The 24872-nt window shown below is 40.8% G+C and carries 21 protein-coding genes; 10 read left to right on the forward strand and 11 right to left on the reverse strand.

Annotation, left to right across the window (positions count from 1 at the left end):
• Positions 1 to 60: 60 nt before the first annotated feature.
• Together WA1_RS01575 and WA1_RS01580 are read left to right on the forward strand one after the other, a co-directional pair.
• Positions 61 to 324, forward strand: coding sequence for a hypothetical protein (locus WA1_RS01575; protein WP_017748691.1), 264 nt, complete (start codon positions 61 to 63; stop codon positions 322 to 324).
• A gap of 191 nt (positions 325 to 515) precedes the next feature.
• Positions 516 to 887 carry a hypothetical protein gene (locus tag WA1_RS01580; RefSeq protein WP_026135235.1) on the forward strand — a complete coding sequence of 124 codons (372 nt, stop codon included), beginning with the start codon at positions 516 to 518 and terminating at the stop codon, positions 885 to 887.
• A gap of 17 nt (positions 888 to 904) precedes the next feature.
• Here WA1_RS01580 and WA1_RS01585 read toward each other — a convergent pair whose 3' ends face one another.
• Positions 905 to 2050: a glycosyltransferase family 4 protein gene (locus tag WA1_RS01585; protein WP_017748693.1), complete on the reverse strand. Its 1146-nt coding sequence runs from the start codon at positions 2048 to 2050 to the stop codon at positions 905 to 907.
• 133 nt (positions 2051 to 2183) lie between these two features.
• Positions 2184 to 3356 carry a glycosyltransferase family 4 protein gene (locus tag WA1_RS01590; RefSeq protein ID WP_017748694.1) on the reverse strand — a complete coding sequence of 391 codons (1173 nt, stop codon included), beginning with the start codon at positions 3354 to 3356 and terminating at the stop codon, positions 2184 to 2186.
• A gap of 1346 nt (positions 3357 to 4702) precedes the next feature.
• Between WA1_RS01590 and WA1_RS01595 the strand changes: the two genes are divergently transcribed.
• The 4 genes from WA1_RS01595 to WA1_RS01610 all read left to right on the forward strand — a co-directional run bounded on the left by WA1_RS01595 (position 4703) and on the right by WA1_RS01610 (position 10415).
• The gene (locus tag WA1_RS01595) at positions 4703 to 6892 is read left to right on the forward strand and encodes an NHL repeat-containing protein (protein WP_017748695.1); all 2190 of its coding nucleotides are present in this window, start codon (positions 4703 to 4705) and stop codon (positions 6890 to 6892) included.
• 329 nt (positions 6893 to 7221) lie between these two features.
• A complete protein-coding gene (locus tag WA1_RS01600) occupies positions 7222 to 8007 on the forward strand; it encodes a PIG-L deacetylase family protein (protein WP_017748696.1) in 786 nt (261 codons plus the stop codon).
• A gap of 110 nt (positions 8008 to 8117) precedes the next feature.
• A complete protein-coding gene (locus WA1_RS01605) occupies positions 8118 to 9200 on the forward strand; it encodes a glycosyltransferase family 4 protein (RefSeq protein ID WP_017748697.1) in 1083 nt (360 codons plus the stop codon).
• Positions 9201 to 9959: 759 nt separating this feature from the next.
• On the forward strand, positions 9960 to 10415 hold the full coding sequence (locus WA1_RS01610; protein WP_026135236.1) for a response regulator: 456 nt from the start codon (positions 9960 to 9962) through the stop codon (positions 10413 to 10415).
• A 273-nt stretch (positions 10416 to 10688) separates the two neighbouring features.
• On the opposite strand, the gene WA1_RS01615 is transcribed toward WA1_RS01610, so the two are convergent.
• The 5 genes from WA1_RS01615 to WA1_RS59280 form a co-directional block, all read right to left on the reverse strand.
• Positions 10689 to 11129 (reverse strand): Na-translocating system protein MpsC family protein, encoded by a 441-nt coding sequence (locus WA1_RS01615; RefSeq protein ID WP_017748699.1) that lies wholly within the window; start codon positions 11127 to 11129, stop codon positions 10689 to 10691.
• Positions 11130 to 11546: 417 nt separating this feature from the next.
• Entirely contained in the window at positions 11547 to 12671 is a 1125-nt protein-coding gene (locus WA1_RS01620; protein ID WP_026135237.1) for an ATP-binding response regulator, read from the reverse strand.
• A 60-nt stretch (positions 12672 to 12731) separates the two neighbouring features.
• Entirely contained in the window at positions 12732 to 14060 is a 1329-nt protein-coding gene (locus WA1_RS01625) for an ATP-binding response regulator (protein ID WP_017748701.1), read from the reverse strand.
• Positions 14061 to 14249: 189 nt separating this feature from the next.
• The gene (locus WA1_RS01630; protein ID WP_017748702.1) at positions 14250 to 14681 is read right to left on the reverse strand and encodes a response regulator; all 432 of its coding nucleotides are present in this window, start codon (positions 14679 to 14681) and stop codon (positions 14250 to 14252) included.
• A 355-nt stretch (positions 14682 to 15036) separates the two neighbouring features.
• Positions 15037 to 16629, reverse strand: coding sequence for a sensor histidine kinase (locus WA1_RS59280; RefSeq protein ID WP_017748703.1), 1593 nt, complete (start codon positions 16627 to 16629; stop codon positions 15037 to 15039).
• Between the two features lie 647 nt (positions 16630 to 17276).
• Between WA1_RS59280 and WA1_RS01640 the strand changes: the two genes are divergently transcribed.
• From WA1_RS01640 to WA1_RS01655, 4 genes are all read left to right on the forward strand, one after another.
• A complete protein-coding gene (locus WA1_RS01640; protein ID WP_017748704.1) occupies positions 17277 to 17996 on the forward strand; it encodes a response regulator in 720 nt (239 codons plus the stop codon).
• Positions 17997 to 18030: 34 nt separating this feature from the next.
• Positions 18031 to 18300, forward strand: coding sequence for a GlsB/YeaQ/YmgE family stress response membrane protein (locus tag WA1_RS01645; RefSeq protein ID WP_017748705.1), 270 nt, complete (start codon positions 18031 to 18033; stop codon positions 18298 to 18300).
• A 302-nt stretch (positions 18301 to 18602) separates the two neighbouring features.
• The gene (locus WA1_RS01650) at positions 18603 to 19484 is read left to right on the forward strand and encodes a TIGR02587 family membrane protein (RefSeq protein ID WP_017748706.1); all 882 of its coding nucleotides are present in this window, start codon (positions 18603 to 18605) and stop codon (positions 19482 to 19484) included.
• Positions 19481 to 19909: a TIGR02588 family protein gene (locus WA1_RS01655; protein ID WP_017748707.1), complete on the forward strand. Its 429-nt coding sequence runs from the start codon at positions 19481 to 19483 to the stop codon at positions 19907 to 19909. Before WA1_RS01650 ends, WA1_RS01655 begins: the two co-directional genes overlap by 4 nt.
• A gap of 166 nt (positions 19910 to 20075) precedes the next feature.
• Here WA1_RS01655 and WA1_RS01660 read toward each other — a convergent pair whose 3' ends face one another.
• From WA1_RS01660 to uvrC, 4 genes are all read right to left on the reverse strand, one after another.
• Positions 20076 to 20843, reverse strand: coding sequence for a ChaB family protein (locus WA1_RS01660; protein ID WP_017748708.1), 768 nt, complete (start codon positions 20841 to 20843; stop codon positions 20076 to 20078).
• 92 nt (positions 20844 to 20935) lie between these two features.
• The gene (locus WA1_RS01665; RefSeq protein ID WP_017748709.1) at positions 20936 to 21475 is read right to left on the reverse strand and encodes a Dps family protein; all 540 of its coding nucleotides are present in this window, start codon (positions 21473 to 21475) and stop codon (positions 20936 to 20938) included.
• A 252-nt stretch (positions 21476 to 21727) separates the two neighbouring features.
• Positions 21728 to 22090, reverse strand: a complete 363-nt coding sequence (locus WA1_RS01670; protein WP_017748710.1) for a hypothetical protein — start codon at positions 22088 to 22090, stop codon at positions 21728 to 21730.
• Positions 22091 to 22750: 660 nt separating this feature from the next.
• A complete protein-coding gene (gene uvrC / locus WA1_RS01675) occupies positions 22751 to 24661 on the reverse strand; it encodes an excinuclease ABC subunit UvrC (protein WP_017748711.1) in 1911 nt (636 codons plus the stop codon).
• Between the last annotated feature and the right edge of the window lie 211 nt (positions 24662 to 24872).

Here is a 24872-nt window from a genome sequence, read left to right on the forward strand (position 1 = left end):
TAAAGCAAAGTAAAGTGCAAAACGGGTGCAGAACAGCGACGGGTTCAACGGTTTCTCCTTATGATTAAGCATTATATTCTCAGCCTCAATCCAACTGCTAAGCACGAATGGGATCGCTGTATCTTACGCGATCCGCTAACAGCAAAACGCCCAGAGATCGCCAAATTAGTTGCCGAAGTCGTTGGTGCTGATACGGGGAGTTATCTGGTGAGTGTCAATATCGAAGTTCAAGTTTTGGAACAAGCTGTAGTTCCTCAAACCGAACAACTTACACTAAACATTTTGGAGGTGAATGACAAGCCTCAAATACGAGAAGCAGCGTAGAACAATACGTAATTCTTAATTCGCAATTCCCGCCTGTATTGGGAATAGCGAATTCCCTACAATTTTAATAGGGACAAATATATTTAATACCAAGTTGAAAAAATCATGCGCCAAATAGGAGTGTGAAATTTTGCCTGGGGAAAGCTTTCCCAATCCAAAATCCAAAATCTAAAATCCAAAATGATAAATTTATGATGCAATTGAATCATTATCCAGCTGCGATCGCTCAAGCTGTTCAAAGAGTTAATGAAATTGACTCTCAGTTAATGGCGGTACAACATCAGATTAACCGATTTGAAGGTAATGCGGATCGAAACGCTGCCTTTGATATGGATTTAAAGAACGATACCCAACGCAAAGCACGTCGCTTTGAATTGCTACTTGTTAATCAAGAATATCAAAAAGCAATGGACACCTTAATACATTTGACCTCTGATAAAGCAAATGCCGTTGCTCACGTAGAATATTTACGCAATCAGTTTAGTGTAGCAAAATTGGAAACAAGACTAGCGATCGCACAACAACTTACCGATTTTGAAGCTCGTGAATTAGTAGGATTATAGGGGCTAATGACTAATGGCTAATGGCTGATTGTGGTGTTAAGAAGTTTGGCAATTTGCTGATTGATAACTGTGACATCAAAACGCTGGCTTGCAGTGGTCCTTGCATGATTAGCTACAGTCACAGTTTTCTCTTTTTCTTGAAAACAATTCGTAATGACTTTTGCAAGTTCTCGAGCATCTCCTGGCGTTACTAAAAAACCATTTACACCCTGTTCTACTAACTCAATAGCACCCCCAGCTTTCGCTGCAATGACAGGTTTTCCACAAAGCATAGCCTCTACAATCACTCTACCAAAAGGTTCTGCTGCAGTTGAGGTGTGAGCAACGATATCACAAGCTGTCATTAACACGGGAATTTCTGAACGAAATCCTAAAAATTTGACTCTTTTCTCTAGTCCTAACGTTGTCACTTGTTGGTGCAAATGCTGGACATATTCTTGTTCGCCAAACAAAGCATCACCAACTAATATAACTGTTACTTGTTGGGGACATTCTGCCAGAGCTTCTATTAATATATGCTGTCCTTTCCAAGGTGCAAGACGGCTGAAATGTCCGACAATAAATTGTCCATTAAGTTCCAGTTCTTGTTTGATTTTACTAATCTCAGAGTCTTGAACTTTAAAGCTTGCAGGATCGAACCCGTTGTAGACGACTTCTGTGATTTTGGCATTTCCTCCTGCTGCTATAAAAGCCGCTTTACTTGCTTCAGAATTGGCAATGACTAATGAGGCAAAACGATTGGCTAAGGTAACGGCAATGCGACGGTTTGTTTGACTGAAATGCTCTGGTGAAAGAATATCATGTAAGTGATAGACTAAAGGAGCGCGACTGAAAAAACTAGCTAAAGCTCCAACAACTAATGCTTTTTGCGTGTTGGCGTAAATTACATCAAATTTGCTTGCTTTTTGCACAACTTTGGTAATTAAGGGTATGAGTTGACTCAAGCTGCCTAATCCTTGTGCCAAGCTACTTTCTTTGCGGACTTGTATTTGTTGGGTTGTTAGAACTTCAACCGGAATTTGATTTTTCTCTAGTAAAGTTCTAAAAGAACCATCAGCAAATAACCCCACTAAACAGTTTTCTTTATAGGGTTTAGCAATATCTATCAAGCATAGTTCTGCTCCGCCCGGTTTACCGCTTTGGTCGAGGAAGAGAATTTTCATGATTTTGAATTTTGGATTTTAGATTTTGGATTTTGGATTGGGTTGACTGCGTTGGATAAATCTGATTGTAGAGTCTGATGGGCTGCAAGATCCCCGACTTCTCTAAGAAGTCGGGGTTCTAAGGGGATCTGACTTATCTAGCAAGCAAAACACTCCGCACATCTAGGGCTATTTTATGCCAGTCGAAATTGGCAACGGCGTACTGGCGACAGGCTTCTCGTGAAGGCGCTTGCACTTTTCCTGAAAGGACGTGTTCTAATTTTTCTGCAATGGCTGAAACTTCTGGAGAACTTGTAATTAAGTCCGGTGAAAATGGTTCTAGGATTTCTGGCATTCCTCCAACAGGGGTCACAATTACGGGAGTCCCACAGGCTAAAGATTCTACAACTGCTAGTCCAAAACCTTCAAAGGACTGACTTGGCATGACGCTGAAATCGGCAGCTTGGTATGCTATTGGTAAGTCTTCATCGGGTAAGTAACCTAGAAATTGGACGCGATCTTGAAGCCCTAATTCCAGAGCTTGTTGTTGCAGGGTCTCTCGAAGCGGTCCGCGACCTGCAATTGCCAACCAAACATCGGGAATTCTTGGCTGAATTTCTGCTAGGGCTAGTAACAATTTATCAAGTCCTACTCGATTCACCAATCGACGAGATGTGAACAGGATTCGACGGTCTAGATGCCACCCCAATTTAGCACGAGCCTCTTGTGGTGATAGGTTTGGTTGAAAACGCTTAACATCCACTCCACCAGGGATGATGTGAATTTTGTGCCATGGAATTTTATACTGTTGATGTAAAATTTTACCAAAAGCTTTACTCAGAACAATGAAGCGATCGCAGCGATTGTAAGTTCTTTGTTCTACAAAATAAGCTTTAAGAAAAATACTCAGATTTTGTTCCATGACTTCTTCTTTACTTTCATATGCCCAAGGACCGTGAAAGTTAAAGGTAATGGGTACTCCTTTTGGGAGGAGATCCAGAATTGGAACGCTGTAGAGCGCGAAATGTAAATTAATGGCGTCCGGGACATCACATCTTGTTTTCTTAAATGTATTGCGAATTGACCACAATCGCTTCCAGATGGGCGATTCTGGAGACGCTAAGTTAGTCAATTTTACTGGCAAATTTGGTTCGTTTTCCGGTAGACCAACTCCGCATAATTCAACTTGGTCTTGATTTGCTGCTAACTCATGGGTCAGGTCGTAGATATATCGTTCGAGTCCACCTGGTGTTTTGGGAAACCAGCCTACTCCTACACAGAGAATTGACGCAGATTCTGAAGCAGCATTTCTTTTGTTACCTTCCACTTACCTTTCTCCAAGTACTGGTTGTGCGCGTGTCTACTTATCTTTGTTTTTTCGCCTTTTTCTAGGATTCAGCATACTTCGTTGACGCTGACAGTACATTTCTTCTTCATTTCCGTACTAAATCAGAAATTTTTATGTCATTCTGCCGGGAGATTTTATTGCTTATCATCTATCTGAGGATAGTTTAATTTTATTTGATATAATATCTAGTCCAAATTTTAGTGATTAGTTCTTTTTTATACAATAAAATCTTGAACCAATTGCATAAACTTTGTCAATCTTAGATTATAGAGTCTGAGTGTGGTTTCTTTATAATATAAAGCATCTTAAAAGTAATTTTTCATGCCATTAAAAATTTTTTGTCGAGTTGAATTGAAAAACTTAATCAGTATTAAATATTACCTATTAACTAATTGTAAATAGATACTATAAATTCATTTGATTTAAAGTAAGATACTAGTACAAGTTGGCGGAATAAAGCAACCATTAGTAACAGACAAAAAGCTTCCACTACAAGCTTTTGCGCCTTCTACCCTAGTAGCGAGCGGACTCCTGCATTTTTGTACTAGGACTTCGCCACACTAAGTTTGCTAGGTAAAACAACATTCAAACTTATCATATGTCCCTCTTACTTTGTGCTATGAGCGTCTTTGTGGTTTTTTAATAACCTAGCAGGCGTTAGTGTGGCGGACTACTAGGACTTACACATAGCCGCCTTTTTAAAGGGGGTAGGGGGGATCGACAACACGTCAAATCCCAAAAATACCGTTGATATTGCGTAAGTCATGCTAAATTTTTTATAAAAAATTTTAAGTACTGTAGGGTGGGCTAAAGCAAGGGCAAAAGCTTTAGGTAGTGGGCTTTAGCCCTACCTACGTGTAGTTCAAAAATCAAATAGGATTGCTATAGAAGTCATTGAATTTTATAAATTGTACTTTTAGTATTAGATTTTGATGTTAAGTATCTAAAAAGACTTGATAAGTCATAATGTAGGATAAACATTAAGACAATTAATTAAAATACATTTAAAAAATATGTGTTTTTGATAAAGATTTCGTAAATATTATTTCTGAGAATTCTAATCTCAGTATTTACTAGGATAATTTTTATGGTAACGGTATAGTAAACTCATGAGATTTATGGGTTCAATTGATAGATTCAAGAATGGGAGTATTTATTGTATAAAGATAACACAAAATAGCAAGAGGTTAAATTTGAATTATGTATAAAAAAATGAAGACTCAGTAGACGGGAGATGAACAGCAGACAGATAGTCTAGCTGTAGAAAAACTAGAAGCCTGTAATTGTGTAGCAATATTGACTCACGCTATTGAACTAGAATGCATATGTTTGATCGATACATAAAGAATTTATCTCAAAGCAAGTACTTTCTAAAGAGGAAATACCATAAGTTTGCACTCACTCTGATTGTCGGTGCGATCGCAGCAATTTTTCTAACAACATGCTTTGTTCCCAAAATTACACCGGCTGCCAATACTTACACGACATCCTGGATAGCAAATTCTTTTGGTGGAGGAAAAAAGTGGGTACAAATTCAAATCAGTGGAATGTACGTGACTCCTGATGGTACAGTTTACACTAACAGTCCGTGGGATGAAGCAGGTCGAGAAGTTGGAATTTATCAAAATGGTGATGTCATTGGTTTAGCGGACGATTTACACGGATGGGAAAGACTTGGTGGAGTTGCTGTCACGGCTGATAAAAATTACATTTACGTGGCTATGTCCCAACGTCAAAGCGGGAGTCCTGGAGAAGATTACCCACCTAAGGGAACAACGTGGTATTGTGTAAGACGCTACAATAAGACGACTGGAAAAACCGCTCCATTTCCAGGTGGTCGTGGTTGGGATAAAAGTATGGCGATCGTCAGCACCAAAAGCCAAGTCACGGGATTGGCAAACGCAGGTTCGGAGTTGTATGTGAGCGATTCGGGAGGGAACAAAGTTCGCGTCTACGATACCAAGACGATGAAGGAACTCCGCAGTTTTTCAGTTCCCAACCCAGGTCCTCAGGCTGTCGATGGTAAAGGCACTCTCTGGATTCTTCCAAAGGCAGAAAGCGCTAGCTCTGGTAAAGTTTTCCATTATTCAAAACAAGGAAAGCAATTGCCAAATACCATCGCGGATGTTGCCAAGCCAAGTGCGATCGCAGTTGATAATCAAGGCAGACTCCTGATTGCAGACAATGGACCGCGCCAGCAAGTGCTGATTTACAGCATAACGGGAACCAAGCCAGTACAAGTAGGAACATTGGGTGCAAAAGGTGGGATTTATGGAGGTGTTCCCGGTGCTGTAGGGGATTTGAAGTTTGGCGGTATTACTGGAGTCGGTGCAGATGCCAAAGGGAATATTTACGTTGCGACTGATGGATTCAACCGTTCGGGCGCAGAATTAAAACAATTTTCTCCATCAGGAAAACTTCTGTGGCGGTTAATGGGTTTGTCATTTATAGACAACGCTGATGGAGATCCGGCGACAGATGCTGTAGATGTTTACACAAAAGACGAACACTTCGTCATGGATTACAGCAAGCCCCCTGGTAAGCAATGGACTTATAAAGGTTTTACTATCAATTCCTTTAAGTATCCTCAAGATCCGCGTTTGAATACCGCACCAGACGCCCCCTTCTTCCGCCGCATCAAGGGGAAGCCCTATTTGTTCCTCACGGATATGTACGGTGTCTTTCTACAAATCTATCGTTTTCAAAAAGACACAGATGGGGAAATTGCTATTCCGTCGGGGATGTTTATTGGCACCTACGAAGGTAAACAGGCAATACAAGGAAAGTGGCCACCCAATCAACCAAAGTCAGGCGAATGGATCTGGCGGGATAAAAATGGTAATGGTGCGTTTGATAGTGGTGAATATGATAACAGCCAAGATCATCCATATATTGGGGGATGGTGGGTAGATAGCAAAGGTGATGTGTGGAAAACTCTACGGACGCAGGATGGTGTTGGCATTCGGCATTATCCTTTACAGGGAATAGATAACAAGGGCAACCCTGTCTATACTTATAAGTCTATGTCCAAGCAAAAGACTCCTAGCTTCTTTACCGATTTGCGGAGAATTGAGTATTTTCCCGAAACCGACACTATGTATTTAACAGGTTTTACCAAAGAACACCCTGCAATTAATGGTGACTACGCAAAATTGGTGGGTTCGGAAATTGTCCGTTTTGATAATTGGAGTAAGGGGAACACCAAACCTCGTTGGCGGATTGTTTTTCCGGTCGATAAAAGTACACCTCCTGAAGTTTTGACTCCATCTGCAGTAGATGTGGCAAGGGATTACGTGTTTGCCGTCACTGTGAAAAAGGCAGAGGTCTACGTTTACAATGCGAAGACGGGGGCGCTTGTCAAAACATTAAAACCTGGTTCCGAGGTTGGGGGTGAGAGTGGCTGGGTTGATATCCCATATGGAGTTCGGGCTTTCCGTCGTTCCAATGGAGAATACTTAGTGTTTGTTGAGGAAGATCACAAAGGAAAAGTCATTATGTATAGAGTAAGCGGATGAACGAAATCGGATAATCTGCCAGTGTAGAAAAATACAGGCACCGTAAAAAGCAGGTAACTCTAGTACTTGACCAGATCCCCGACTTCTTGAAGAAGTCGGGGATCTAGAATGTAGCAAACCACTAGGTAACCTGCTTTTTGTTGAAAATAGGCATCCCCGAGTTCCCCAATCCCTTGATTGGAGTACAAATTGTTGCATAGATAACAGTAATTACAATAAATTTATATTTGTTATGTAAAAAAGAACAAATTTTGAATCAGAAAAAGCCAAAACTAAGGGATAATACTGACAAGGTGTTTTAAAAAACTATCAGTAAATTCTAAAAATGCATGAGTACAAAAGAAATTCTTAAACGAATCCAAAAACTAGTGCCAAGCACTTGGCTTTACCAGTTACAAGATATTCATTCTAGCCTAATTTTTCGGTGGCTTTTATATCGTGGCACTGAACCTGCAGCATTGAGCGAAAAATCTGCTTTGGTATTTTCTCCTCACCAAGATGATGAAACCTTTGGCTGCGGTGGTGCGATCGCTTTGAAAAGGGAATGTGGAATACCTGTTGCAGTCGTATTTTTGACGGATGGACAGGGTTCCCATGGCTCAGATTCACCAATCAAACACGAAATTGTTCAAATTCGCAAGCAGGAAGCCTTAAAAGCTCTAGATATTTTAGGAGTAGACGCATCAAAGATTCACTTTTTAGATAAGCCTGATGGAACTTTACCAGATTTACAGCCCGGACAACGAAGCGAGACAGTTGAGCAGATAGTTCAACTGATAAAGCTTTACAGTCCAGAGGAAGTTTACGTTCCTCATAGAAAAGACTGTCACAAAGATCATGAAGCTACTTATGAATTAGTGAAGGAAGCCATAGCAAAAGCAGGCGTCAAAGTAGAGCTACTGCAATATCCTATTTGGCTGTTTTGGCGAGCTCCTATTTTTATTATGCTGAAATTGCAGGATATGGCAGCTGCTCGCTGCCTTTCAATTACGTCTGTTCAAAATAAAAAAAGCAACGCCATAGCCTCTTACTGTTCGCAGTTAGAGGGTTTACCGAGTGGATTTGTAAAGCGGTTCTTAAGTCCTTATGAAATCTTTTTTAAAGTATCCCAATAGGTAAATACTTGATGATGATTAACTTTTATCAGGGGTTGTTCTTGTATCTACTAAGTACACATACACGCAAGCAAATCAAATAGTAAGCGACCGCTGTGGAGATAATATAAATGCGTATACTGCATCTTACAAATCACGTAGAAAAAATTGGTAACGGTATCGTTAATGTGGCAGTGGATCTCGCCTGTCAGCAAGCAAAGTTAGGTCATGATGTGGCGGTCGCATCTGCAGGAGGAGAATTTGAAACACTCCTACAATGTTATGGCATCACCCACTTTCAACTGAATCAATCGAGAACGCCGATAAAGCTTTTAAAAGCTGTATGGCGTTACTTAGATATTTTGCAAAAGTTTCAACCGGATATCGTCCACGCCCACATGATGACGGGGGTTGTACTGGCATCCGTTTTCAGAAATTCTTCATACCACTTGGTTTCTACGGTACACAATGAGTTTCAGCGCAGTGCAATATTTATGGGATTGGCTGACCGCGTCATTGCAGTCAGTCATGCAGTTGCTAAATCAATGGAACGACGGGGCATACCACAGAGTAAATTGAGTGTTGTTTCTAATGGAACATTAGGCAGTCCCCGCCATCGTAACATCAAAGAATACCAGCCCTTACCCCTCAATCGCCCTGCAATTACGACTGTCGCAGGGATGTATCAACGCAAGGGGATTGGTGAGTTGATTGATGCTTTTATAGAAATTGCCGAGAAATTTCCCAATGCCCATCTTTATTTGGTAGGAGATGGTCCTGACCGCAAGATGTTTGAGGAAAAGGTAAAAAAGACAGAATTTACAAATCGCATTCACTTTGAAGGGTTTCAGACAGAGCCTCAAAAGTATATGCTGGCATCTGACATCTTTGTCTTAGCCTCGTACCATGAATCCTTTGGCTTGGTTTTGACAGAAGCACGGGAAGCAGGATGTGCGATCGTTGCTAGTGATGTAGATGGTATTCCTGAGACATTAGACAATCGCCAAGCAGGTATTTTAGTACCACCTAAAGATAGTCATGCTTTAGCAGAAGCTATAACAAAACTACTGAGCGATCCTGCTGAACTGCGTAAGTGGAAATTTGTTGCTCGACAAAATTTAGAACGATTCAGTACTGCACGGGTTAACGAAGAAACTCTAGCTGTTTACAAAGAATTATTAAAGGATTCTTGTAAAACTTCATTGGTTTTGTAGCAAATTTACCAAAGCAAGGCAGTCTGAAAGCCCTCCTTTAAAAGAGGCTTTAGGGATTTCCAGGAAATAAATTGTCCCATATTGTGGGACGGGCGTCCCCGCCCGTCTTCTATTAGTCGCGGGTAGTCGCGGGTAATCGCGGGTAGTCGCGGGTAGTCGCGGGTAATCGCGGGTAATCGCGGGTAATCGCGGGTAGTCGCGGGTAATCGCGGGCGAGGACGCCCGCACCACAAGAAATTTTGGGAGATTTTTTTATTTGGAAATCCCTTAGCTCCTTAAATTCCTAAACCTATTAAGTATTTATACTTATAAAAATGGGTTTTTCAGATAAAAACTAAGAAATTCTATCAAGTAGAATTTTTAACTAACAATCTAATACTTAGATAGTCTTCTTGTTTTAAAGAGGTTAATTCAGCCGTTTCCATATGTGTTAGCTCTGTATCAAAAAATGCAAAGAAATGTATCATTTTGATGAGATTACGTTAAATAATGCTTAAATATATTAAGTACTTATAAATTTTTTGATAAAATTTCTAGCTACTTTGCCTATAATTAATGAGTAAGCATCTTGCTCGTGCTAGCTTAAGAGAATTCTGAACAGCTAAATTGAGTAAGCTGAGTGAGCAAGAACAATCAACTTGTTAAGGTTGAGAGATGAGCCAGTCTGTAGAGAGCGCTATCAACCAACCGCTCGCGGAATGCCTCGTTTGTTCTCTCAAGATAGACGATGTATGCACAGCAAAATCTTCTGGAGAAGCAATGGAACTGGCACACGTATTTATGAGCGACGACAAGCAGCACGATTCTCAACCACCCTTAATTTTAGCAGTAGAAGATAATGATGATAATCTACTGCTGTTAAGTTATGCTCTCGATTCGCTTGGCTGTAGGCTGATTTGTCAAAAAGATAGTTCAACGACGGTACTCGTTGCCAAAGAATACCAACCTGATTTGATATTGTTGGATATCCTGTTACCAGGGAAGAGCGGTATCGATCTTGTGCGTTCTCTGAAGCAAGAACCTCTGACTTGCCACATTGCAGCTATTGCAGTCACAGCTTTAGCTAGTGTGGAGGATAGAGAAAGCATTTTGAGAGCAGGATTTGACGACTATATCAGTAAGCCTTACATGATCGAAGACTTAGAAGATATGGTTCGCTCCTATCTGAATAGAAAATTAAATGTTGATTCAGCATTAGACTTATGCTGGGATTGAGTTCTCCCCCGGTTGAAACACGAGGGATTCTACATGGATGTTTCTCCGTGGGCTAAAGCCACACTCCGTAACGTATTACGAAATGAATGTTTGACGAACATGATAAAGAGCACAATTAATCAAACTGTTAGCGTGTTGACACTGGTCAATCCAAAACGCTTCTTCAATGTCTGTAAACCTTGCTTTAAGTGGGATTGTTCGATACAGTTAACTCACCTCCTTAGCTTCTGTTAATCTATATTTAGATTACTCGATAATTCTAAATATATAGTTTTACGAGGCTGTTCTCTCTGGGTTTTTTTCACTTGTAGATGAAAGTTTACGCTTAATTTTAGAAGTTGGATCGGGAGTGCGAACTTCTGGCGCATTTGTCAGAAGGGCAATAATTCCAGTCCGACCGGAGGCCAGTGTTGCATCGCTCAGTAGCTCAATGACAGAAACATTTAAAGTCTCTTCTATAAGTGTCTTAAGTTGTGGCTGAATTGCATCATCTAAGTCCGAGTGAACTTGCTCAGCGAGTTCTAATCGACCTGATTGAGCTAGTAATTGTTCCGGTTGAGTGGTGGAACCTTCCAGAACAAGAACTACATTTTGATCGGACAGTTGACAGGTGATCTTACTTGGTTGATGTCCTAATCGCTCTCGGTATAGAGCTTGAACACGTTGTACCAATGTTCTTTCTACTTGACCGCGAGTTGGTGTTGATGGAGTCATGCGTTTTTTTTCCTAGATAGTTAGACCGCCACTGACAAGTCAGAAAGCAAGCTGAGGAGAATTAGTCATTATGAGTTAGGAACTATGGATTCCTCACTCCTAATTCCTCACTCTTGGCTATTTGAGTTGTCATTAGCGATGTAATTTTTAATTTATTTTAATCAGCCAATACCAATTGGAAAAAAGACTAAGACAGATTATTGGGTGAGATCGAGTCCAAGCAAGACTTTCTCAATCCAAAATCTAAAATCTAAAATCCAAAATGGTATAAGGATTCATGAACCATTACTTGCATTGTAATGAAAGGGATTTCTTAAAATCACCATCCGAACGCAGTATTTTCCATGAATGCCAAGCAATCGCTTGGTATAGGCGGGAAAAAAGGGCAGAGAGTAGAAATACTGCCATATTTGGCATTTAACATTGCTTTGGCAAGCACACCGTAAATACACTGCCTTTACCAAGTTCGGAAGACACTTGAATTTTTCCTTTGTGGGACTCAATAATACGTTGCGAGAGATGCAGCCCCAACCCACTACCAGCGCGTTTATTTTTTCCTTGTCGAAAACGCTCAAACACAAAGGCTCGATCGTCGGGTGCTATTCCGTATCCGGTATCTTTGACATCAATGACAACCCACTCTTTATCTTTTTGGCTTGTCGGCGTTTCAGAAATACGAATGTTGACCCCGCCTGTATCGGTAAACTTGATAGCATTCCCTATAAGGTTGCTGATGACCCGCCTTAACTCTAGTTTATCGCCCATAACTGTACCGGCACTATCGCCTATTTCATCTAAAACGTTTGTATCTACCTCTACAGTCAAACCCTTCTCTATTGCCAAAGGACTTAGTTCTTGAGTGACCTCTTCTACAATCTGCTGCATATTACAGCTATCAAGTTGCATGGTTTTTTTACCTGCTTCAAAGCGATACACTTCTAGCAGGTTGTTGACCATTTCTAGTAAATTTTGATTGCTCCGAATCATCGCAGCGATCGCTTCTTTCATTTCCGGCGAAATTTTGCAGAATGTTTCTTGTTCAAACAAATTCAGCATCCGATCTGCTGCAACTAAAGGGGTTCGCAGATCGTGGGTGAGACGAGACACAAAGTCTTCTCGCATTTTTGCCATCTTTTGTTGCTCGTCAATACTGTGCTTGAGGCGCAGTAGCGATCGCACTCTAGCAAGGAGTTCATCTTGGTCAAATGGTTTGCGGATAAAATCATCTGCTCCAGCATCCAAGCCTTCAACAACGCTCACTTCGATGTGTGCTGTTAACAGCAGGATGGGAATGTATTGTATTTCGGGATGGGTACGGATTCGGCGCGTGACTTCATATCCATCCATTCCAGGCATCATAACATCCAATAGAATTATGTCTGGCGGAGATTTAATAATTTGCTTTAAAGCACTCGCTCCATCTGACACTAAGTCAACCTTATATCCTTCTACTTCCAACATTGTTTGAAGTAAGATGAGATTATCAACAGTATCATCGACAGCAAGAATGCGATCTATTTTAGAAGTTTCGCCAGACATCATAAATTTATCGACTTTTTTTGAAAAGAATATATAACTTGATTTTATGAGCTAATCTTAAAATTATAATTCCCTACTTTTCCTTTGCATACCTTCTGGAGCAAAGCGAGCCATTTCCTGCTGACGCCATAGATTTGTGCTAGTTGAAGAAGGAGCATTCCCTTCTCCGTCAGCACTTTGTTGATTTGACGCTATTATTTTACGGGGGATCTCAATCCGAAATACCGATCCCTCTCCCAAGCCACTTTCTACAGAAATTGTGCCATCCATCATTTGCAACAATGCTTGAATAATTGGCAGACCCAAACCCGTACCGGGATACCTGCGAGTTGTACTCTGATCGACTTGCCGAAAAGCTTCAAAGATATGCTTTACATCAGCCGGATCGATCCCAATTCCGGTATCAGAAACGACAAGCTGCACTTGCTCGGAAGTGAGTTCTTTAACCTCAATTTTAACACTTCCAGACTCTGTAAACTTAATTGCATTTGAAAGCAAGTTTGTTAAAATCTGTCGTACACGAGTTGGGTCGTTAAACACCACAGAGTTTGTTAATTCCATTTTAACCACCAAAGACAAATTTTTCTCCTCCGCGAGCGATCGCATTTCTTCTACAGTGGCATTAACCACCTTTGATAAATCAAATATTTCTGGCTTTAAATCTAACTTTCCTGCTTCTAGTTTAGAAAAATCGAGAACTTCATTGAGCAACATGAGCAAATGCTTGCCATTATTTAATATCCGCTCTACCATATCTTTTTGTTGATGCGTTAACGGTCCGCATTTTGGTCGCAATAACAACTGAGAAAACCCAATAATAGCATTCATTGGTGTTCGCAATTCATGAGACATAGTTGCTAGAAACTGCGATTTCAGCCTTGATGCTTCCACAAGTTTCAAATTTTGTATTTCAATTTTTTTTCGCTGTACTTCTAATTCCTGGTTTTTCCGAATGAGGAGATCGTTACTCTCTCGTAACTGGTGATTGGCTAAAGCAACCTGCATTTCCGCCTTGTGAACTCGAATTGCATTTCGCAACACCTGTGCCAATATTTCTGGAGATAACCTAGATTTCGAGAGGTAGTCAATAGCACCAGCTTTCATAAGTTCCACCGCTATTTGTTCATCTCCCTGACCTGTAAGAACGACAACTGGAACCCGAACCTCTTTTAAGCGTAGACTGTAAAGTAGACTTAAGCCGTCTTGGTCTGGTAAGCGATAGTCGAGAAAGACACAATCATAAGAACTCTTGCATAAGGTAGCGATCGCACTATTGCCATCACTTACTTCAAAAAGTTGCATTTCTACACCTGCTTTAGTCAGTGCGCGACGCACTGCCATGCGGTCTACTTCATCATCGTCTACAACTAAAACTCTTAGTTTCTCTTCCATCGCTCTTAGCTTTCGCCATTATTCAACACAGAAATCGCGTATTATAGGATTTACTTTTTGTATAACAAAAGTCTCTTTTTTTGACTGTCATTAAAATCATTTTATTAAAATATCAATAGTAGCTACCAGCACTTTTTTGTCACTGGTCACTGGTTACTGGTCACTGGTCACTGGTCACTGGTCACTGACCTACGGCATTTCACACAATGTCCAATATTTGTTTAAAGTTGCCATTAGTTCTATAAAACTATTGAAAGTAACAGGTTTAAGAATATAACCAGCCACATTGAGATTATATGCTTCAACTCTGTCCTTATCTTGATTAGATGTTGTCATCACTACCACAGGGGTTGCCCGTAATTGAGAATCGGAACGTAATTCTTGAAGAAATTCAATTCCGCCCATTTTAGGCATATTTAAATCTAACAAAATTAACCGTCTATCGGATGGAACTTCTGGTGGTTGACCGTTATTTCCACGTAACATTGACAGTGCTTCTATCCCATTTGTGGCAAGATAGAGGGGATTATTAATATTTACCTTTTTGAATGCCCGCTTGACATTCATCACATCAACTTCGTCATCCTCCACCAATAAAATGTTTATCACTCTTTCTGACATTTCCTTCGATTAAAAACAGTGTACTCAATATCCATTTCCGGCTATCGAAACAGATATTTTATCTTTAAAAGCTAATACTTTTAATTTGGCATAAAATGATGATTGTATCATACTATTAGCATAAAAAAAATGATTATACAAATAGCAAAAAAGGCTAAGTCCTAGTAAAACGAAATACTCAACTCAGCTCCAAATCGATTGTAATTGTACAGTGAGGAGTGCGTCTTCAGCCATTGGTCAGAGCTTGGACGACGATTTTGGATGCGTGGATGCGTGGATGCGTGGATTGAGCATTAGTTATCACTTCTACTCCCTACTCCCGTACAGACTAAGCATGGCTAGTCTCTACAACTCCCTACTCCAGAGATTTTTTGAGCCAAGTAAAGCGAAAAGTGCTACCTGCGCCATCTTGAGACTGTAACGAAATCGTTCCACCTTCTGTTTCCACAATTTTCTTGACAATCGCCAAACCGACTCCAGTGCTTTCTTTGCGATCGCGAGCTTCTAGAGTTTGGAAAATCAGAAACACTTTATCGTGAAACTCAGGAGCAATTCCAGAACCATCATCAGAGACAGCAAATTCATAAAACATTCCTCGGTCTTGCACGGAAATCTTGACGCGACCATCAGTTCTAGAATGGTGCTTCACGGCATTTCCAATGAGGTTACTAAATACCTGTAGCAGAGGTAAGCGCTTGGTCACAAAGGTAGGCATTCCTGATTCTACGTCAATGATGAACGTAGGTGGCGGACAAAGGGAGTCAACAACCTCCTTGATAAGTGAAGCAACATTGACCACCGATAATGGCACTTGAGTGCGTCCAACTCGTGAATATTCTAACAACCCGTTGATTAAAGCTTCCATTCGGCGTACTCGCCCTCGCAACAAGCGCATCTGCTGTTGATTTTCTTCGGGAAGACTATCTGCAAGATCTTCTTCCATCCATTCTGAAAGGCTAGCAATTGCTCTTAGGGGTGCTTTAAGGTCGTGAGACGCCACGTAAGCAAACTGATCGAGTTCGTCATTACGTTTTTTTAACATTGCTGTGGTTTGCGCCAAAATTGTGTTTAGATTTGCTAACTCTTCCGCTCGTTGTAGCAGTGCTATTTCTGCAGCTTTACGCTCGTTGATTTCTTCTATGACAGCAATGAAATATTTGGGCTGACTTGAAGGAGACAAGATAGAATTTTCTCCCTCGCTCCCCCTCTCCCTCTCTCCACTTTCTTCCTTCGCTAAAGAAACGGTCAAATCGATCCAAACAATTGAACCATCCTTATGGATGTAGCGTTTTTCCAATGAATAATGCTCGAGTTCACCTGCTAGCAGTTGCTTGATGCAGTTTAAATCATTTTCCAAATCGTCCGGATGAGTAATGTCCTGAAACCTTTGTTCTAAAAGTTCTTGATGAGAATAACCAACAATGTCACATAATTTTTGGTTAACTCGCAACCATCGACCGTCTATGGCGACATGAGCAATACCAACCGCCGCTTGTTCAAAAGTTGCACGCAACCGTTCGTCCGTCTCGCGTAATGCTTCTTCTGCTTGCTTTTGTTGTGTAATATTATCAAACACAACCCCAATACACCGATTTGACAATGGAAACACTTTAAGGCTAAAAAATTTACCAGATATGCGTTCGGCGCTACAGTACGCTTCATCTTGGTCTATGTGGCGATCGCACAGAGCCACTTTTGCATAGGATTCCAAAGTTGCTCTGTTCTGGTTGTCAGCACTAGGAAAGCATTCCGTGATTCGTTGACCGACACAATCTTTAAGAGATATTCCAGTGAGGCGGCTTGCTACAGGATTGCTAGTGACTAACCGGAATGAAGTCACATCTTTGGGATCTTCTAAATGCCACACAATCAAGCCGAATTGCATATTTTTAACAATGTCGGCGTAAAGCTCTAGTTGTATCTTTTCTGCCTCTAAATGTGGGTTCATGCTGCAATTTTCTATTTTGGTGGTAGCAGATGTAGAATCCTTGGAATATCTTAGTTGTTAAAATTCAATAATATTTCTACAGTTTAGTTTCTTTATAAATAATCATGCTCGCATGGAAAAATGATTTGTTGTCTATAGTATACAAAGATTCTATTTACCTCAATTTCTAATAAAAATTTAATATTATGCCCGGAGATAATTCATAAGGTTTAGCAGGTGGGTTTAGATGAGAGAAAAAGTAGGAATGAAACTTTCAGTATTTACAAACCCTGCACGAGCTACAAGACTCCGTCTAGAGAGCCGATACAGTAGTCAAAACGGGGCAAAAAACCCGGTTTATCTCTCTTGCAAAGCTTGATATCTCGTAGGCTCAACTTAAAGCAACCGGGTTTTTGGTATTGCTGTACCGACTCTTTAGTAAGAAATAGAATTTGTATAAGTATTCCACAACATTTTGTAAAGGAGCCATATATCTCAAGCTAGATATCGATCTGTATCCAATGACAAATAGATAAGAAATACCTTATTTCTATCGGTGGATGCAAGATAGAGCAAATATCATCTATCTTAAGTGTAGAAAAATAATAAAAACGTTGGCGATTTAGTCGGCTATTGACAGATGCTATCAGGAGCGAGCGAGTGTAGCGATGAGCGAAATTAGTATTGTTCTCATTGAAGATCATGACCTAACACGAATGGGGTTGAAAGCTGCATTACAATCTAACAGTACACTTCGAGTTATTGGCGAAGCACCAAATGCTAGTAAAGGATTAAAACTTTTAGAAACGGCTAAGCCAGATGTCGCTGTTGTCGATATTGGTCTACCCGATATAGATGGAATTGAGCTTACCCGAAGATTTAGGCAGTGGCAAGCAGAAACAGGTAACGCAGAAACAAAAATCCTCGTACTGACAATGGATCATACAGAGGATGCAGTGCTTGCCGCTTTTGCAGCAGGGGCAGACTCATACTACATGAAAGATACTAGCATCGATAAGCTAACTGAGGCAATCCATGCAACTCACACGGGTAACTCCTGGATAGATCCGGCGATCGCTAACGTTGTACTGCGTCAAATGCGACAAGGTTTACCTGAAGATCAGCCTACCGATAAGCCAAAAACCGTCAAAATAGAAGCGCTGTCTTCAGAGTACGAGCAAGTCCTAGAAACTTACCCACTGACACAAAGGGAACTAGAGATTCTAGAGTTAATCGTAGCCGGATGCAGCAACGGACAAATTGCTGAGAAGCTGTACATCACAGTTGGTACAGTCAAAACTCACGTCCGTAACATTCTGAACAAACTCTGCGCTGATGACCGTACTCAGGCTGCGGTTCGTGCTCTCCGTTCTGGGTTAGTCGCATAAAATTTAAAAATTAAGAGAATGAGGAATTTAAGTTATGAATATTATTGCTTGGATCGTACTAGGTCTAATTGCTGGAGCAATTGCCAAAGCTATTTATCCCGGTCGTCAAGGTGGTGGAATTCTTGCCACAATGATTCTCGGTATTGTTGGTGCTTTCATCGGAGGTTGTTTAGTTACTTTCTTGGAAACGGGAACGATACAATTTGCTGCTGCTAGTTTGAGTATTCCCGGTCTACTTGTCGCAATTCTTGGAGCAATGATTGCTATTTTCCTGTGGGGCTTAGTAACTCGTAATGCTGCTTAACAGTGACCAGTGACCAGTAACCAGTGACCAGTGACCAGTGACCAATTAATCCCTATATTTAAAAGTATGGGATTTGAATCATAAATCAGTGCAGTCATCTCTAAAAGTTAATAGTCTTCATATATAAGTGAAAAAGCAGAAAAGATTCGGTTAATTAATTTATCAGATTAATCGAGTTTTTTTTATTTAAGGTAAAATTAAGAGATGGTTTATAAGTAAACATTAAGAGCCTGTAGATTGGGTTGAATAACGAAACCCAACCGAAGCAGGATATTCTGTTTGATAATTTCTAAGACTGGGTTATGGGTATAGCAAGAAGTCGTAAGAAAACATTGTGGAAAAGTGAGATTAACGACGTCATCAGGGGTATTTGTGGAGGATTTTTATTTGGTATTCCTTTGCTTTATACAATGGAAGTCTGGTGGATTGGTTCGAGAGCCAAACCACAAATGGTGATGTTGGCTATAGCACTTATGTTTGTCGTAGTTTTCTTACTGAATCGTACAGAAGGCTTCAAGAAACACAAACGAAATTGCCCACCCTATCAATCAATAACAGACACAGTAGAAGCTATGGCAATTGGACTGTTCTGCTCTACTTTTGTCTTGATATTATTACAAGAAATTACACTGGCAACGCCTCTTAAAGAAGCTTTAGGTAAAATTGTTTTTGAAAGTGTCCCATTTACTTTAGGGGTAGCTTTAGCGAACCATTTTTTAGGAGACACTCGTAACGCCGACGCACAAGAACAAACAAGGGGCAAAAACAATCAAAATTCCAAAGAGTTAAGTGCTACTCTTGCTGATATTGGTGCAACCTTAATTGGTGCAACTGTAATTGCGTTTAACATCGCGCCTACAGATGAAGTTTCCATGTTAGCAGCAGCAGTTTCTCCACCTTGGCTATTGGTTATTATTGCCTCATCTTTGCTAATTTCCTATGGAATTGTGTTTGAAGCAGGATTTTCAAATCAGCAAAAGCGCAGACAGCAAAAGGGTATTTTCCAAAGACCTTTAAGTGAAACTGTAATGTCTTACCTTGTTTCACTGCTAGCAGCCACATTTATGTTGTGGTTCTTTCAGCAATTAACTTTTAACGATCCTTGGACAATCTGGTTGGAAAACACACTGCTGCTTGGCTTACCAGCAACTATCGGAGGTGCAGCAGGAAGGTTAGCAGTATGAGTCAACAAATAAACGAACTTACAGATTCTGAACAAAAACAACAGGAACCAAAGCGCAGTCTCGCGGAATGGATTACTTTCGGAGCCGCATCATTTATCTTAGCAGTGGTTGTGAGTTTGGTATGCTACACTTGGCTAAACGATAAGCAAGAACCTCCCGTCCTTTCCGTTAGCAGCAAACAAGCTATCCGACAAGTTAACGGACAATTTCATGTTCCCTTTGAAGTTGTGAATACAAGGGGAGAAACGGCGGAGTCAATTCAGGTTATTGGTGAGTTAAGGATAAATGGTAAAGTTACTGAAACAGGCGAAATCCAGATAGATTTTTTATCGACTCATGAAACAGAACAAGGGGCTTTTCTCTTTAGTCGCGATCCCCGACAAGGTGAGTTAATTATCAGAATTGCTAGTTATAAATTGCCGTAAAGTTGTTAATGGTTAGTTGTTATATAAATTCTAACAAAAAAGTAGGGTGGGCAATGCCCACCACAAGTTTTATGTGGTGGGCATTGCCCACCCTACGTATATTTCAAAAATCAAATAGAGTCCTATAGTTAATAGCTTGTATTAACAACTAACAACTAACAACTAACTAAACAGTCGTTTTTACTTTGGAAAGAACACCCTTTTCGTCTTCATCATATCGCTGATGAACTGTTTCCCAAGCGGCTTGTTCAGCCTTGGATTCATCGTTTGTTTCTCTGAGGACGGTATTGTAGCGCTCAATAAATGTGCCTTGAGCTTCAACAGAAAGATGAGAGCGAATCTCTGGAGATAAATCCTCTGGGCTGTTACAACCTCCAGTACATGCACGAGGTAACGCTTGCTCGATTGTATGAACTTCTTCGCCACCTGCACTTTGTAGTAAAAGTTGAAACTCTCCAGAACGTTCTGCAGGAATTTCTATCATGACCAAGAATTCACCAGCTTGCAAGCGGGTTTGATAAATAGCGGCTTTGTCCTCTGGCATTCCCAATGCAGTTAAGACGGATACTAAACCTGCACCAGCACTACCTGCGATCGCACCGCTAGCCGCCCCTAGTAATATTGCACCAATAGGACCTGCGGCAACAATCGGACCGACAAAAGGAATAAACAGTACACCAACACCAGTGAGCAAGCTTAGGAAGGAACCGAATAAAGATCCAAAGATTGCTCCTGTTCTCAATCCTCCTAAAATGACATCTCTTTTACTAATGAAGCCAGCAATTCGGGTTTCTGATTGAAAGTTTCTGCCCATAACCGAGATGTGGTCTCTAGACACACCTCGATCGAGTAAACGTCGAATTACATCATCAACTTGCTTTTGCTCTTTAAAAACAGCTGAGGTAGTACGTTCTGCTTTGTATACTTCTGCCACCTGGATACTCCTTTTTATTGGGAATGGGGAATAGGGAATGGGGACTAGGGACTGGGGACTAGGGACTGGAAACATCCCCAATCCCCAATACCTTATACGCCTACAGGGGTTTTTGTTTGTTCTAATCTATTTGAACCGTCAGATTGAACAGACTGTCCTTCAATGAAAGAACGCAGCATCCAAGCTATTTCCTCATGTCCTTCCATCAACCCGGTTAAGAAATCAGCAGTTCCTTCATCGTGGAAATCATCACTACTGCGATCTATATGTTCCCGTAAGTTGCGAATAACTTGTTCGTGATCGTCTACCAATCGAGCCACCATCTCAGTTGCTGTAGGGACATTCCCAGCTTCTTCTTTAAGAGTGGCATGATCTAGAAATCCTTTCAAAGTACCAACTGGGTATCCACCTAAAGTACGAACTCGCTCAGCTAAAGCATCAATGGTTTCAGTGAGTGTTTCATACTGTTCTTCCCAAAGTTCGTGAAGAGTGCGGAATTGAGGTCCGGTAACATCCCAGTGGAACTTTTTAGTTTTTACTAAAAGCACGTAGGCATCTGCCAAATCTTTATTGAGCAACTCAATAACGCCTTGACGTTGTTCTTCTGTTAAGCCAATATTTAACTTACGCATTGCTTGGTATTCCTCAGCTATCTTCTTTACTTAAGTTCACAACTTCTATCCCATATCATCATCAACCTAAGGAATGATTATTATAAATATAAATAGAAATAGACACCTTGCCATCAGCTATCAAGATGCCTATCCTATTGGTAAGATTGGTAGAGTCTTTCACCAATTTACTTTTGATTTGAGCAACTATTTACTTTTGAAATGCATTTCAAAAAATGTATCCCGATTCAGTAAAAAGTATGAAATGTTCCGTTAGTCCTTACCTGTCACTTTGTCTAACAAATTCTTCACTTCATCTTCTACTGTTGTTGCATTGCCTGAATTTTCAGGACGCTTCTGCTTCTCAATATCAGCTGTTCCCTGAATCTCATTCAGCCCGCCACCCTTTGTTGCCTCAATTTGCTCTTCAGCATTTAGAGGTGGTTTTGCAGAGGCTTCATCAGTTCTTTTTTGTATATCTAATAACTGTGTTGTAGCATCTTTAGGATTGCTCTTGTTGGTTCCAGCTGCTACAGCAGGAAAAGCATTAGAGAAAAACAACAAAGTACAAGCGATCGCTACAATTACAAAACGTACTGGACGTAGCATAGATAAATCAAAACCAACTTTCTTCATCTAAAATCCTCCTAAATGATTAGGTTATCCAAAAATCACGCATATACGGCTTTGACCGCAAACAAATAAGCATTACATAAATACTTATTTGTCGTCAGTTTCAGATACCACAACAGCCAACTACAATCGGCATATGATTGAAAGTTCTATCTTTACTAGCTGGAACGCCATATTTAAGATAGTTTCAAGGATGCCTATCGATATGGGTTAGCTTATTCTTTTTTTATTATGAAAGCAGTCAGTTATGTATCGACCCCAAGAAGGAAATTTTACCTGTATCAAAATCAATCTACAGATAGACCCAATTTGTACACTTTTAGTATCTGTATGAGTGATATTATGTATAGAGGCTAATGTTTTTTATTTGCTGCTAAGTATTCTATTTTATGCTATTGGCTTAAACTCAGACAACATCATAACAAAAGAAAATTTCAGGAAAAATTCCCATGAAAAGCATTAACCAAACTAGCTATGTTTGTTAGAGGATGTTTTAAAAGTCCTCTTGTTGGTAGCAAAACGTTTTAGATTTCCCTAAATCCCCCTTTCCAAGGGGGGCTAGGGGGGATCAATAGGTGCTTAAAAACACAGCAAACTACTTTTCAAACAACCTCTTACTCCCTTCTTTAAGATTGTTAAATGGTCACTGGTCACTGGTCACTGTTAAGGATGGAAATAATCGTAAATTTCTTGAGCTAAACGCTGACCAATACCCGGAACTTCAGCAATTTGTGCGAGTGTAGCCTGTCGAATGTAATCAACCGAGCGGAAATGTCCCAACAGTTGCTTTTGCCGATGGTGTCCCAGACCGGGAATTTCATCTAAACGCGATCGCTTTAACTTATCGCTACGCTGCTGTCGGTGAAAACTCACAGCAAACCTATGCGCCTCATCCCGCAATCGTCGTAAGAGTTGTACTCCAGATTGTTCGGGATCGGTTTCTAAAGGTTGCGACTCACCCGGTAAAAAAATCTCTTCCCGGCGTTTTGCCAAACTCACGACTCGCAAGTCTTCCAATAAATTCATCTCTTGCAAAACAGCAACAACAGAAGACAATTGACCTTTACCACCATCTATCATAATGAGGTCAGGCCAATCAGGGTTTCCCTCGCGAGGCAATTGCGGATCTTCGCCGTACTTGCGAAACCGACGTTGAATGACTTCAGCTAGACTGGCAAAATCATCTGAATGTCCTACTGTGACTGTCGGATTTTTAATTTTGTAATGGCGATAATACTGCTTTGCTGGTAATCCATCGATAAACACAACTTGGGAAGCAACAGCATTAGACCCTTGGATGTGGGAAATATCGTAACCTTCGATTCGGTGGGGTAAGTCGGGTAGATCGAGAATAGTGGCTAAATCTTGCATCGCTTCGTTATTGCGATCGCTCAATTTTTGCATTCTTTGCAGTTCATACTGAGCATTTCGCTCTACCATCTCAATCAACTCTGCCTTGACTTGGCGCTGGGGAGTCAAAATTATTACCTTTCGTCCTTTTCTCTGAGTCAAGACATCTGCCAGTATTTCGCTATCTAGCAGATCGTACTGTACCAAAATCTCTGTAGGAATTTCTACTGAGTCAGCTGTTTGATAATGCTCCTCAAGAACTCGTTGCAATATCGCCCCCGGTTCAAATTGGGGAGTGGGCTGTAGGGGTGCAATGCCTTGCGCCCCTACTTCCGCAACAAATGCCAAGCGTCCCACCAACTGTCCGGCACGAATCTGGAATAATTGAATGCAGGCGTGTTGTTCGTCTGCTGCCAAAGCAATGGCATCCCGTGACACAGTATCATCTGGTAAGGATACTTTTTGATCTGCACTCAGTGATTTTAACCCAGAAATTTGGTCGCGGATGCGTGCTGCTGATTCAAAATTCAGCGCCTCTGAGGCTTTGTGCATTTGTTCTGTTAGGGTATCTATAAGTTCACTAGACCGACCCTGGAATACCATTGCGACTTTTTGTACGGTTTTGCGGTATTCCTCTGGTGAAATCATCTGCTGACACACACCCGGACAGCGACCTAAATCGTAGTTCAAGCAAGGACGATCTTTAAACAGAGGTTGGGGGCGCTGTCTTAGAGGAAAAATCCGCTTGCACAGGCGCAGTATTTCCCGCAGTAAGTGAGAATCTGTATAAGGTCCGTAAAATTTATCTTTTTCTTTACCTATTTGGCGTTTGCGGGTAATAAAGATACGCGGATACTGTTCTGACCAAGTGATACAAACATAGGGATATTTCTTATCATCTTTCAGCAGAACGTTAAAGTACGGCTGATGCTGCTTGATCAGGTTAGCTTCTAAAGCTAAGGCTTCAGCTTCTGTATCGGTAACAATGAATTCTATCTCTGTCACCTGTTTGACCATCGTCGCAATACGTTCGCTCAATCTTTGGGATTCTCGAAAGTAGGAACGAACTCGCGATCGCAACTTTCGCGATTTCCCTATATAGATAATGCGATCGCTACCGTCCCGCATCAAATAGATTCCCGGTTCTGGAGGAATTTCTTGTAGACGGTTTTCCAGACGTTCTGGATCTTTAACAAGTGGTACTGTTTGAGCGGATGCTGTCACAACAATCTAATTTCTGGTATTTACAAAAATCTATCTAAGTAAGTCGGCGCAAACGTCACTAGTTTGTAGTTGCGTTTTAGCACGCTAAAGCGCAACTACGATCCGAATATAAACATTTATTTTTCATTGTCAACCTACTTATCTCTATTTTAAGGGATGTCCAAGAAATAAATTATCCCCAATTGTGGTAATAGCGTCCTCGCCCGTTTTA

Source organism: Scytonema hofmannii PCC 7110 (assembly GCF_000346485.2).
GTDB lineage: Bacteria > Cyanobacteriota > Cyanobacteriia > Cyanobacteriales > Nostocaceae > Scytonema > Scytonema hofmannii.